This is a genomic window from Qipengyuania sp. JC766, assembly GCF_040717445.1.
Lineage (GTDB): Bacteria > Pseudomonadota > Alphaproteobacteria > Sphingomonadales > Sphingomonadaceae > JC766.
In genome coordinates this window covers 1,286,909-1,299,035 of the sequence record NZ_JBFEFL010000001.1, presented here as the reverse complement: position 1 = coordinate 1,299,035, position 12,127 = coordinate 1,286,909, and the positions used below count along the sequence as shown (strand labels likewise).

Genomic DNA, 12,127 nt, shown 5'->3' with positions numbered 1-12,127 from the left:
AGCATGCTCTATCTGCTTGCCGAATGGCTGGATTTCGCGGGGATTTTCAATCTCGTGCGGTACCAGACATTCCGGACCGGCGCGACGCTGATCACGGCGTTGCTGATCGGCCTCGTGATCGGCCCCCGCTTCATCAACATGCTGCGCGTGCGCCAGGGCAAGGGGCAGCCGATCCGCGAGGACGGGCCGCAGACCCATCTCGCCAAGCGGGGTACGCCGACCATGGGCGGGCTGATGATCCTGATCTCGCTCGTCGCATCGCTGCTGATCTGGATGGATCTCAGCAGTCCGTTCGTCTGGGCCTGCCTCGCGGTGACCGCGGGCTTCGGCCTGATCGGCTTCATGGACGATTACGACAAGGTCTCGAAGAGCAGCCACAAGGGCGTGTCTGGCCGGGTCCGGCTGCTGCTCGAATTCACCGTCGCGGGCATCGCGTCCTACATCATCGTCAGCCAGATCAACACGAACCTCTACGTCCCCTTCCTGTCCGACGTGTCGATCCCGCTGGGCCCGTTCTATTACGTGTTCGCGGCTTTCGTGATCGTGGGTGCGGGCAATGCGGTGAACCTGACCGACGGGCTGGACGGCCTTGCGACGATGCCGGTCGTGATCGCGGCGGGCACGTTCGCGCTCATCGCCTATCTCGTGGGCCGCGCCGACTTCTCCGAGTATCTCGGCATCCCCCACGTGGAAGGGGCCGGCGAACTGGCGATATTCTGCGGCGCGATCATGGGCGGGTGTCTCGCCTTCCTGTGGTTCAACGCGCCGCCTGCCGCCGTCTTCATGGGCGATACCGGAAGCCTCGCACTCGGCGGGGCGCTGGGCGCGATCGCCGTCGCCAGCCACCACGAGATCGTCCTCGGCATCGTGGGCGGGCTGTTCGTGATGGAGGCGCTTTCGGTCATCATCCAGGTCTTCTGGTTCAAGCGTACCGGCAAACGGGTCTTCCGCATGGCGCCGATCCACCATCATTTCGAGCAGAAGGGCTGGGCGGAAAGCACCGTGGTCATCCGTTTCTGGATCGTCGCGATCGTGCTCGCGCTCGCCGGTCTGGCGACGCTCAAGCTGCGATGATCGTCTCGCCCGTCTTCGCCGGCAAGCGCTACGCCGTCCTCGGGCTGGCGCGTTCCGGCGCGGCTGCGGCCGAAGCGCTGCTGGCGAGCGGGGCGCACGTTACCGCGTGGGACCGGCAGGATGTGGCCCGTGCGCCTTTCGAAGGACGCTGCACGCTCGCCGATCCGCTCGAAACGGATCTCACGGCCTTCGACGGCCTCGTCGTTTCCCCGGGCGTGCCGCTCAACACCCACCCTATCACCGCCCATGCGGAGCGTTTCGGCGTACCGGTGATCGGCGATATCGAACTGTTCGCGCAGGCGCGCCAGTCGCTGCCGGCCCATCGGGTGGTCGGCATCACCGGGACGAACGGCAAGTCCACCACGACCGCGCTCGTGACCCACATCCTCGATGAGGCGGGCGTGCCCGTGCGGATGGGCGGCAATATCGGCGTACCGATCCTGGGCGAGGATCCGCTGCCTGAAGGCGGGGTTTATGTCCTCGAACTGTCGAGCTACCAGATCGATCTCACCCGCTCGCTCGCCTGCGACGCGGCGGCGCTGCTCAACATCACGCCCGACCATCTCGACCGGTATGACGGCTTCGAGGCGTACTGCTTTTCCAAGGCCCGCCTGTTCGCGATGCAGAATGTCGGCCAGTTCGCCGCGTTCGGCGCCGGGGACGCGCCGACGGAAGCGGTGCGACTGGCGGAAGAGGCGCGTCGCGGCGCAGAGCGCGCCGTGCGCCTGACGCCGCAATCCTACGCTCAGTTGCAGCCCGACTGGCCCGCGCTTGCCGGGCCGCACAATCTGGAAAACGCCGCGGCGGCTATCGCACTGGTCGAAGCGATCGGCGTCGACCGGGCCGCGTGGGAGCCCGCGCTGCGGTCCTTCGGCGGCCTGCCGCACCGCATGGAAGTGGTGTGCGAGAAGGACGGCGTGACCTTCGTCAACGACAGCAAGGCGACCAACACCGCCTCTGCCGCGCCCGCGCTGGCTGCCTATCCGGCGGATCCCGATCCGCGCATTCACTGGATCCTGGGTGGCCTGGCGAAGGAGGAAGGGCTGGGCGAGTGCGAGGCGCAGCTGGGCAATGTTGCCTGCGCCTACACGATCGGCGAGGCCGGCCCCGCCTTTGCCGCTCTCCTGACCGGTCGGGTGCCGGTGGAGCCGTGCGAGCTGCTGTGCGAGGCTGTGCAGCGCTCGTCGGCGAAGGCGAAGACAGGCGAGGTGGTGTTGCTGTCGCCGGCCTGCGCCAGCTTCGACCAGTTCCGCGATTTCGAGAAGCGGGGCGAGCATTTCCGCAAGATCGTGGCCGAAGTGACCGACTGCGATCCGGCCGATTTCGGCCCTGTCGGAGGGGCTCCACGATGAGCGCGACGCAGCCGTACATCCCGCGGCGGACCGACAACCGGGTGGGCGGCAGGCCGCGCCACCGGTCCTTCTGGAACGAGCTGCGCGTGTGGTGGCGGGAAGTGGACCGGGTGCTGCTGGGCCTCGTGCTGGTCCTGATGCTGATCGGCACGGTCGCGGTTTCCGCCGGTTCGCCTGCCACCGCGGCGCGCCTTTCGACTGCGGATGAAGCGCTCGATCCGCTCTATTTCTACTGGGCGCACCTCCGATGGACCGCGATCGGCGTCATGGCGATGCTGGGCCTGTCCTTCCTGCAGCGCGAGGATGCGCGCAGGATCGGAATCCTGCTGGCCTTCGCGATGGTGGTCCTGATGATCCCGGTCATCATTCCGGGCATCGGTCACGAGGTGAACGGCGCGCGGCGCTGGCTGAAGTTCGGCCTGACCCTGCAGCCGTCCGAATTCCTGAAGCCGGGTTTCGCGATCCTGCTCGCGTGGATCCTGTCCTGGCGCATCCGCGATCCCGACCTGCCGGTGGCGTGGGCGACCGGCGCGGTGATGGCGCTCGTCGGAGCGCTGCTGATGCTGCAGCCCAATTTCGGGGACACCATGCTGTTCGGCGGCGTCTGGTTCACGCTGATCCTGCTGTCGGGCGTCGCGATGAAGAAGATCGCCGGGATCATCGTCGGCGGCCTGTCGGGCGTGACGCTGACCTATTTCTTCTACGACAACGCCCGCAACCGGATCGACAGCTTCTTTGCCGGCGGCACTGCCTACGACCAGGTGGACCTGGCGCAGCGCACGCTGCTGTCGGGCGGCTGGACCGGCACCGGCTACGGCCTCGGTATCCGCAAGATGCGGCTGCCCGAAGCGCATACCGATTACATCTTCTCGGTCGTGGGCGAGGAATTCGGCCTGCTCGCTTGCGCCGTGATCGTCGCCCTGTTCCTCGCCATCGTGGTCCGCGTGCTGGTACGGCTGGCGGACGAGGAGAACCTTTTCGCGCTGCTGGCCGGCGCAGGCCTTACCGCGCAGCTGGGCGGGCAGGCCTTCATCAACATGCTCGTCAACCTGCAGCTTTTCCCGTCGAAAGGCATGACGCTGCCCTTGGTATCCTATGGCGGGTCCTCTACGGTCGCGACCTGCGTGACCGTGGGCCTTCTCCTTGCCATCACCCGGCGCAACCCGTTCCTGACGCGCGAGACGCCCGGGCTGAAGGTTCTCCTGGGGACGAAGGCCGAGAAGGAAGGAAGTCCCCGATGACCGGCCCGAACCGCCATTACGTGCTCGCCGCTGGCGGCACCGGCGGCCATATCATTCCCGCCTTCGCACTGGCGACCGAGCTGGAACGGCGCGGCCATCACGTGGCGCTGATCACGGACGAGCGCGGCGCGGCCATCCCGGGCAAGCCCGATTTCCTTCCTGCGCACGTCTTGCCCGCCGGTCGCTTCGGCAAGAACCCGATCCAGTGGATCAAGGGGCTTCGCGCGGTGCTCAAGGGGCGCAGCATGGCGCTGCGTCTGTTCGAAAGCTTCCAGCCCAGCGCCGTCATAGGCTTCGGCGGGTACCCCGCGCTGCCCGCTCTGCTGGCGTCCACCTCTGCGAAGATACCCAGCGTCGTGCACGAACAGAACGCCGTGCTGGGCCGGGTCAACCGCCTGCTGGCCGGCAGGGTGCAGGCGATCGCCACCGCCTATCCCGAGATCGAGCGGCTGGCGGACAAGCACCGGGACAAGGTCGCGCTGGTCGGCAATCCGGTGCGGTCCGAAGTCCTGCAATTGCGCGAGGAACCGTTCCCCGCCTTTACCGAGGACGGACTGCTGCGCGTGCTGGTGACGGGCGGCAGCCAAGGCGCACGCGTCCTGTCTGAAGTGGTGCCGGACGGGCTCGCCATGCTCCAGCCGGCGCTGCGAGCGCGGTTGCAGATCACCCAGCAGTGCCGGCCCGAGGATATCGACGCGGTGCGCAAGCGCTACGCCGACCACGACATCCCGGCCGAACTGGGCACCTATTTCGAGGACATGGCATCGCGCTTGGCCGATGCGCACCTGTTCATCGGCCGCGCCGGCGCATCCACCATCGCAGAACTGACCGCCGTGGGTCGCCCGGCGATCCTGATCCCGCTGCCGATCGCGACCGACGATCACCAGTCCTTCAACACCAAGGAAGTGGCGAAGGCGGGCGGGGCGCGGATGATCCGGCAGGAACAGTTCACGGCCAAGGAACTGGCCAAGCAGATCCAGGCGATGGCGCAGAAGCCACAGACGCTGGCGACCGCGGCCCACGCGGCGTGGAACTGCGGCCGGCCGAAAGCGGCGCAGGACCTTGCCGACCTGGTCGAGAGCTTCGGCGGCGATGCCATGATGGACGTTATCCGCGTGGGCGCGAACAATGCGCGCGGCGCGACGCAGGGCGCGGCCGTGGGGCAGGGCGCCGCGAAGGAGAGCGCGCAGTGACCGGCGTCGGCACCGATATCGGCACGATCCATTTCGTCGGCATCGGCGGGATCGGCATGTCCGGCATCGCGGAAGTGATGCACAATCTGGGCTACACCGTGCAGGGCAGCGACCTGCGCGAAAGCCCGACGGTGGAACGCCTCCGCTCGCTCGGCATCTCGGTGAAGATCGGGCAGGAGCGCGAGAACGTGGAAGGCGCCGCGGTCATCGTGACGTCCACCGCGGTGAAGCGGACCAATCCCGAAGTCGTCTGCGCATTGGAAAACCGCATTCCCGTGGTTCGCCGTGCGGAAATGCTGGCGGAACTGATGCGGTTGAAGCGTACCGTCGCCGTCGCGGGCACGCACGGCAAGACGACCACCACCAGCATGGTCGCCACGCTGCTTCACGCCGGCAATGTCGATCCGACGGTCATCAATGGCGGGATCATCAACCAGTTCGGTTCCAACGCGCGGCTGGGCGACAGCGAGTGGATGGTGGTCGAGGCGGACGAGAGCGACGGCAGCTTCCTGCGGCTGGACGGCCAGATCGCCATCGTCACCAATATCGATCCCGAACATCTCGACCATTACGGTAGCTTCGACGCGGTGCGGCAGGCCTTCGTCGATTTCATCGAGAACGTGCCGTTCTACGGCGTCGCCATCCTGTGCGTCGACCACCCCGAAGTGCAAAGCGTGATCGCCAAGGTGCGCGACCGGCGCATCCTGACCTACGGCTTTTCCGCCCAGGCCGACCTGCGCGGGGAAAACGTGCGCTACGAAGGCGGGATGAGCATGTTCGACGCCGTGCTGCACGAACGCGACGGGGAACAGCGCCGGATTGCCGATATCGAACTGCCCATGCCGGGCCGCCACAACGTCCAGAACGCGCTGGCGGCCGTTGCCGTGGCGCTGGAAATGGGCATCGACGAGGATACGATCCGCACCGGCTTCCGCCAGTTCGACGGGGTGAAGCGCCGCTTCACGAAGACCGGCGAGGCGGCGGGTGCCACGATCATCGACGATTACGCCCATCACCCGGTCGAAATCCGCGCGGTGCTGGGCGCGGCGCGCGAGGCGGCGACCAATCGCGTCATCGCCGTCATGCAGCCGCATCGCTACACGCGCCTCAACGATTTGATGGAAGACTTCCAGACGGCCTTCAACGATTCCGACATCACCTATGTCACCCCCGTTTACGAGGCGGGCGAGGACCCGATCGAGGGCGCGACGGCCGAAGCGCTTGTCGCCGGACTGAAGGAGCGCGGCCATCGCCGGGCGGCCACGGTCGCGGACCGCGAGGAGCTGGCGCGCGAACTGGCCGGGACCATCGAGCCCGGGGACATCGTCGTATGCCTTGGCGCGGGCGACATCACCCGCTGGGCGGCGGAACTGCCCGCGCTTATCGCGCAGGAGCGCGGCGCATGAGCATGATGCAGCCCGACGACTGGCCGATGCTGGACGAAGGCGGCGCGCCCGATGCCGAAGTCGAGGTGGAAGGCGCCGTGGGCGCCCCGGTCCCGACGCACGGCATTCGCGGCAAGGTGACGCCCGATGCGCCGCTCGCCAAGCTCGTCTGGTTCAAGAGCGGCGGCGCGGCGGACTGGCTGTTCGAACCCGCCGACCTCGACGATTTGCGCACCTTCGTGGAGCGGCTGGGCGGCGAACTGCCGATCATGGCGCTGGGCCTCGGATCGAACCTCATCATCCGCGACGGCGGCGTGCCGGGCGTGGTGGTGAAGCTGGGCAAGGCATTCGCCGGGGTGGACGCCGGGGACGACTGCATCGTGTCCTGCGGCGCGGGCGCGCATGGCGTACTGGTCGCATCGACCGCGCGCGATGCCGGCATCGCGGGGCTCGAATTCCTGCGCGGCATTCCCGGGACCGTCGGCGGCTTGGTGCGCATGAACGGCGGCGCCTACGGCCGCGAGGTCGCGGACGTGCTGGTCGATTGCGACGTGGTCATGCCCAATGGCCGCTATTTCACCCTGCCGGCGGAGGATCTGGATTACAGCTACCGCCATTCGGCGCTTCCCGAAGGCGCGATCGTGGTGACGGCGCGCTTTCGCGGCGAACCGGGCGATCCGCAGGCGATCGGCGCGGAAATGGAGCGCATCGCCAAGGCGCGCGAGGAATCGCAGCCCGTCCGCACCAAGACCGGCGGCTCGACCTTCAAGAACCCACCGGGCGAAAAGGCATGGCAACTGGTCGACGCGGCCGGATGCCGCGGGCTGACCCTGGGCGGCGCGCAGGTGAGCGAGAAGCACACCAATTTCCTGATCAACACGGGCGATGCGACCAGCGCCGACATCGAAGGGCTGGGCGAGGAAGTGAAAGCGCGCGTCTACGCGAATTCGGGCATCACCCTGGAATGGGAAATCAAGCGGGTGGGCAGGCCATGACGGACGCGCGGACATGGCACGTTGCGGTCCTGATGGGCGGCTGGGCGAACGAACGACCCGTCAGCCTCATGTCAGGCGAGGGCGTTGCGAAGGCGCTGGAAAGCCGCGGCCATCGCGTGACCCGGATCGACATGGACCGCGACGTCGCCGCGCGCATCGCGGAAGCCGCGCCGGATGTGGTCTTCAACGCGCTGCACGGCGTTCCGGGCGAAGACGGCACGGTGCAGGGCATGCTCGACCTAATGGGCGTGCCCTATACCCATTCGGGCCTGGCCACCTCGGTAATCGCGATCGACAAGGAACTGACCAAGCTGTTGCTGGTGCCCAAGGGCGTGCCGATGCCCGGCGGGCGGATCGTGGCGAGCGAGAGCCTCTATGACGGCGATCCGCTGCCGCGCCCCTATGTGCTGAAGCCCGTCAACGAAGGCTCCTCCGTCGGCGTGGCGATCGTGACCGACGAGAGCAATTACGGCAATCCGATCCGCCGCGATGCGGCCGGGCCGTGGCAGGAATTCCGCCAGTTGCTGGCCGAACCCTTCATCCGCGGGCGCGAGCTGACCTCCGCCGTGATCGACGGTCCGGATGGCCCGCGCGCGCTGGCGGTTACCGAGCTGAAGCCCAAGAGCGGCTTCTACGATTTCGACGCCAAGTATACCGACGGGATGACCGACCACATCTGTCCCGCGCAACTGCCGGAAGAAATCGAGCAGGCGTGTCTGCAACTGGCGGTCCGCTGTCACACGGCGCTGGGATGCAAGGGCACGAGCCGCACCGATTTCCGCTGGGACGACGAGCAGGGCGTCGACGGCCTGTTCGTGCTGGAAACCAACACCCAGCCCGGCATGACGCCGCTCAGCCTGGTTCCGGAACAGGCCGCGCATGTCGGCATGGATTATCCGACGCTGGTGGAGGCGATCGTGGCGGAAGCATTGCGGGTGCATGCGAAGGAGGGGGCCGATGGCTAGGGTCAAGCGCAAGCCGACCAGCGCACGCCGTTCGACCGCGCAGCGCAAGCGCGCGACGACCGCGCGGCGCGCGAAGGCGAAGACGATGGGGCTGACCGACCAGCTGGTCGCGATCCTGCCCTTCACCGAGGAACAGCTGCAAAAGGCGTTCCTGGTCGTGATTCTGGCCGTGGCGGGCGGCCTTGCATGGCTGGTCGCATCGCTCGCCGGCGTGCCTGCGATGGCGCAGGCGCAGATGGCGGTCTGGGCGTCCGATTCCGGTTTCGAGGTCCAGCGCGTGCAGGTTACCGGCGTCGACCGGATCAACGAGTTGCGCGTCTACGAACGGGTCCTGTCCGCCCGCGAGACCCCGATGCCGCTGGTCGACCTGGAAGCGATCCGCAGCGAGGTGGTCGAACTGAGCTGGGTGAAGGACGCGCGCGTCTCGCGCCAGTTGCCCGACACGATCCTGGTCGACATCGTCGAACGCGAGCCGCACGCCGTGCTGCGCAAGCCCGACCGGCTGGTCCTGATCGACGAGACCGGCGAGGAGCTGGAACCGATTTCCGCCGAGAACGCCAAGGGCATGCTGATCGTGTCCGGCATGGGTGCGCGCAAGCAGGTCGTGGCGCTGGGCGAACTGCTCGATGCGGCGCCCGCGCTCAAACCGCAGGTGGTCGAAGCCGAATGGATCGGCAACCGCCGCTGGAACCTGACCTTCAAGACCGACCAGGTGCTGGCCATGCCCGAAGGCTCGGACGAGGCGGCCAGCGCGCTCGTCTCCTTCGCCAAGCTCGACGGGCGCCAGCGCCTTCTGGGCGGCAGGGTCGCGCGCTTCGACATGCGCGCGCCGGGCCGGGTCTACATGCTCACGCGGGACGGCGACCGCATCGGTGAAGGGGAGGGTAGCTGATGGCGACGCCTCGCATAGCGCGCGTGTTCGGGGCCGTGAATGTCGGCTCCTTCCGCATTTCGGCGATGATCATGGGCCTGACGGAAACGGACGAACTGGTTGTCCTGGGCTCCGGTCACCGGGCCAGCCAGGGGATCAAGCGCGGTTACGTGACCGACATGGCCGCCGCCACCCATGCCATCCGTGACGCGGTGGAGCGGGCCGAGCGCATGGCGGGCACGAACGTCTCCAGCGTCTGGGTCGGCTGCACCGGCGCGGGCCTGGAAAGCCGCATCGCCAAGGTCGAGATCGAGATCGGCGGCCGCCGGATCGAGGACGAGGATATCGAGCAGCTGCTGCTGGTCGCGCGCGAGACGATCCAGCCCGACGGGCGGATGGTCCTGCACGCGCAGCCCGCGCATTACACGCTCGATGGGGCGCATGGCGTCGCCAACCCGTCCGGCCTCCATGCCGAGCACTTGGGCGTCGACATCCACGTGATGCTGGCCGAAAGCGCACCCGTCCGCAACCTGATCGAAGCGGTCCAGAACGCGCACCTTGAAGTGGAAAGCGTGGTCGCGACCCCGATCGCGGCGGGCCATTCGAGCCTGACGCCCGAAGAACGCGAACTGGGCACTGCGCTGGTCGAGATCGGCGGCGATGTCACCAATGTGAGCGTCTACGCCGCCGGAATGTTGCTCGGGCTCAAGAGCATTCCGTTCGGCTCCAGCGATATCACCGACGCCATCGCATCGTCCTTCGGCATCCGGCGTTTCCAGGCGGAGCGCCTGAAATGCGTGTCCGGGTCCGCGATCGCCGCGCCGAGCGATCATCGGGAAATGATCCCGCTGCTGGGTCCGGACGAAAGCGCGGCCGACGGGCAAGCGCGCGGCGCGGACGAACAGAACCGCATCTCGCGCGCGCAGCTGGTGTCGGTCGTGACCGAACAGCTCGCCCACCTGACGGACGAAACCGGGCGCGCGCTGAAGGAACTGGGCTTCACCGGCCTCGTCTCCGGCCAGGTCGTGCTGACCGGCGGGGGATCGGAACTGGCCGGGATCGCGGATTTCGCGCAGAGCGCGCTCGGCCGCCCGGTCCGCATTGCCAAGCCGCCGTCGCTCCGCGGATTGCCCGAAGCGCATGCGCATCCCGGTTTCGCGACGCTGACCGGGATCTGCCTTTACGCGGCGGAAGACCCGATCGACATTCGCCGGGTCGACCCGGCATACCAGGACGTGATACGGCCCGGCCTGTGGTCCGTGGTCCAGCGCCTGTTCAGGGCCATGAAGGCCAACTTTTAAGGTCGTGAAGCGTGCCGCTAAGTATTGTGGATAAACGATGCCGGCGGATAACTAGCGGTTCGTTTCTATGGCAAATCGATTTTTCTTAACGGCAAGCTGCATTCGCCCAGAAGGGACTAGCACATGAGCATCAATATCGGCCCTCCCGCTTCGGACGAACTGCGTCCGCGCATTACCGTCATCGGTATCGGTGGCGCCGGCGGCAATGCAGTGGCCAACATGGTCGCGGCCGAGATCGAGGGTGTCGAGTTCGTCGTGGCGAACACCGATGCGCAGGCGCTCAACACGGCGGCCTGCGACACGCGCATCCAGCTCGGCCCCGACATCACCGGTGGCCTCGGCGCAGGCGCGCGTCCCGAAGTGGGCAAAGCCGCGGCCGAAGAAACGGTCGATGCGATCGAGGAACTGCTGGACGGGGTGAACATGTGCTTCATCGCCGCGGGTATGGGCGGCGGCACCGGCACCGGCGCAGCGCCGGTCGTGGCCGAAGCCGCGCGGCGCAAGGGCGTCCTGACCGTGGGCGTGGTGACCAAGCCGTTCCTGTTCGAAGGCACGCGCCGCATGCGCGCCGCCGAAGCGGGCATCGAGGAACTGCAGAAGCACGTCGATACGCTGATCGTCATTCCGAACCAGAACCTGTTCCTGGTCGCCAAGGCGGAAACGACCTTCAAGGAAGCGTTCCAGCTGGCCGACGAAGTGCTTCAGCAGGGCGTCCGCTCGATCACCGACCTCATGGTCATGCCGGGCCTCATCAACCTCGACTTCGCCGACGTGAAGTCGGTGATGGAGGAAATGGGCAAGGCGATGATGGGCACGGGCGAAGCCGAAGGCGAAAGCCGCGCGCTGGCGGCCGCCGAAAAGGCGATCGCGAACCCGCTGCTCGACGGCGTGTCGATGCAGGGCGCGAAGGGCGTCATCATCTCGATCATCGGCGGCGAGGACATGAAGCTGCTCGAAGTGGACGAGGCGGCGAACCATATCCGCGACCTGGTGGACGAGGATGCCAACATCATCTGGGGTTCGGCATTCAATCCCGACCTCGAAGGCAAAATCCGCGTGTCCGTCGTCGCGACCGGTATCGATGCGCGGGAATCCTCGCGCGCACCGGCGCCGCAGCCTGTGCGCGAAGCCGCGCCCGCTCCGGCAGCGGCGGCCAAGCGGCCCGTTCTCGAACTCACGGACGAGGACGATCACGAGATCGAGGAAGAAGCGACCGAAGCGCCCCGGGGCGTCGGCGGCCTGTCGGGCATGGGTGCCATTCCCAAGGCCTACGAAGACCATGACGAGGACGAGCAGGACGATGTCGACGAGATCGTCGATCCGCTCGCCGGCCTGCGTCGTCCCGAAGAGGATGACGAGTTCGAGGAAGGTCCGGTAGTCGGCGCTGCCACGGACGATCGCGGTCATTCCTCGGTCGGACAGGAAGACGGTTACGCCGCGGATCGTGGCGGCAGCACTGCCGGTGACGGTTCGGGCGAGAAGGACGAGCTGCTGCTCGATGCCGATCGCCTCGCCGAAGCGAACGAGCCGGTTCGCGCACAGACAGGCGGCGGCAATTCGCAAGGCGGTGCCGGCAAGGCCGGCGGTGCGCCTTCCGTCGGGTCGGGCACGACGCTGTTCGAACGCATGGCGAACCTCTCGCGCGGATCCAACACCGCGCAGGAGGACGAGGACGACGAGGATGGCGACGACGGTGCGCTGAACATCCCGCGCTTCCTCGGGCGCCAGAACAACCAGTAGGGCGCGTTCA

10 protein-coding genes are annotated in these 12,127 nt (G+C 67.3%); all 10 read left to right on the top strand.

The features are described 5' to 3' along the window. Nucleotides 1-3: 3 nt before the first annotated feature. The 10 genes from mraY to ftsZ all read left to right on the top strand — a co-directional run bounded on the left by mraY (nt 4) and on the right by ftsZ (nt 12,117). On the top strand, nt 4-1,074 hold the full coding sequence (gene mraY, locus AB1K63_RS06485) for a phospho-N-acetylmuramoyl-pentapeptide-transferase (protein WP_366959158.1): 1,071 nt from the start codon (nt 4-6) through the stop codon (nt 1,072-1,074). Then, nucleotides 1,071-2,426 (top strand): UDP-N-acetylmuramoyl-L-alanine--D-glutamate ligase, encoded by a 1,356-nt coding sequence (gene murD, locus AB1K63_RS06480; protein ID WP_366959157.1) that lies wholly within the window; start codon nt 1,071-1,073, stop codon nt 2,424-2,426. Before mraY ends, murD begins: the two co-directional genes overlap by 4 nt. Then, nucleotides 2,423-3,667, top strand: a complete 1,245-nt coding sequence (locus AB1K63_RS06475; protein ID WP_366959156.1) for a putative peptidoglycan glycosyltransferase FtsW — start codon at nt 2,423-2,425, stop codon at nt 3,665-3,667. The genes murD and AB1K63_RS06475 overlap by 4 nt, the downstream gene beginning before the upstream one ends. Then, nucleotides 3,664-4,860 carry an undecaprenyldiphospho-muramoylpentapeptide beta-N-acetylglucosaminyltransferase gene (gene murG / locus AB1K63_RS06470; RefSeq protein WP_366959154.1) on the top strand — a complete coding sequence of 399 codons (1,197 nt, stop codon included), beginning with the start codon at nt 3,664-3,666 and terminating at the stop codon, nt 4,858-4,860. The genes AB1K63_RS06475 and murG overlap by 4 nt, the downstream gene beginning before the upstream one ends. Beyond that, on the top strand, nt 4,857-6,266 hold the full coding sequence (gene murC / locus AB1K63_RS06465) for a UDP-N-acetylmuramate--L-alanine ligase (protein WP_366959153.1): 1,410 nt from the start codon (nt 4,857-4,859) through the stop codon (nt 6,264-6,266). The genes murG and murC overlap by 4 nt, the downstream gene beginning before the upstream one ends. Continuing rightward, complete coding sequence (gene murB / locus AB1K63_RS06460; RefSeq protein WP_366959152.1) at nt 6,263-7,240, top strand: UDP-N-acetylmuramate dehydrogenase; 978 nt, start codon at nt 6,263-6,265, stop codon at nt 7,238-7,240. The genes murC and murB overlap by 4 nt, the downstream gene beginning before the upstream one ends. Further along, a complete protein-coding gene (locus tag AB1K63_RS06455; RefSeq protein WP_366959151.1) occupies nt 7,237-8,205 on the top strand; it encodes a D-alanine--D-alanine ligase in 969 nt (322 codons plus the stop codon). Before murB ends, AB1K63_RS06455 begins: the two co-directional genes overlap by 4 nt. Then, complete coding sequence (locus AB1K63_RS06450; RefSeq protein WP_366959150.1) at nt 8,198-9,097, top strand: cell division protein FtsQ/DivIB; 900 nt, start codon at nt 8,198-8,200, stop codon at nt 9,095-9,097. Before AB1K63_RS06455 ends, AB1K63_RS06450 begins: the two co-directional genes overlap by 8 nt. Continuing rightward, nucleotides 9,097-10,377, top strand: coding sequence for a cell division protein FtsA (gene ftsA / locus AB1K63_RS06445; RefSeq protein WP_366959148.1), 1,281 nt, complete (start codon nt 9,097-9,099; stop codon nt 10,375-10,377). The genes AB1K63_RS06450 and ftsA overlap by 1 nt, the downstream gene beginning before the upstream one ends. A gap of 123 nt (nt 10,378-10,500) precedes the next feature. Next, nucleotides 10,501-12,117, top strand: a complete 1,617-nt coding sequence (gene ftsZ / locus AB1K63_RS06440; protein ID WP_366959146.1) for a cell division protein FtsZ — start codon at nt 10,501-10,503, stop codon at nt 12,115-12,117. The last annotated feature ends 10 nt before the right edge of the window (nt 12,118-12,127 follow it).

Excerpts from the sequence above, each read along its gene's own strand:
- mraY (WP_366959158.1), top strand. The coding sequence starts at position 4 with ATGCTCTATCTGCTTGCCGAATGGCTGGATTTCGCGGGGATTTTCAAT.
- murD (WP_366959157.1), top strand. The coding sequence starts at position 1,071 with ATGATCGTCTCGCCCGTCTTCGCCGGCAAGCGCTACGCCGTCCTCGGG.
- AB1K63_RS06475 (WP_366959156.1), top strand. The coding sequence starts at position 2,423 with ATGAGCGCGACGCAGCCGTACATCCCGCGGCGGACCGACAACCGGGTG.
- murG (WP_366959154.1), top strand. The coding sequence starts at position 3,664 with ATGACCGGCCCGAACCGCCATTACGTGCTCGCCGCTGGCGGCACCGGC.
- murB (WP_366959152.1), top strand. The coding sequence starts at position 6,263 with ATGAGCATGATGCAGCCCGACGACTGGCCGATGCTGGACGAAGGCGGC.
- AB1K63_RS06455 (WP_366959151.1), top strand. The coding sequence starts at position 7,237 with ATGACGGACGCGCGGACATGGCACGTTGCGGTCCTGATGGGCGGCTGG.
- AB1K63_RS06450 (WP_366959150.1), top strand. The coding sequence starts at position 8,198 with ATGGCTAGGGTCAAGCGCAAGCCGACCAGCGCACGCCGTTCGACCGCG.
- ftsA (WP_366959148.1), top strand. The coding sequence starts at position 9,097 with ATGGCGACGCCTCGCATAGCGCGCGTGTTCGGGGCCGTGAATGTCGGC.
- ftsZ (WP_366959146.1), top strand. The coding sequence starts at position 10,501 with ATGAGCATCAATATCGGCCCTCCCGCTTCGGACGAACTGCGTCCGCGC.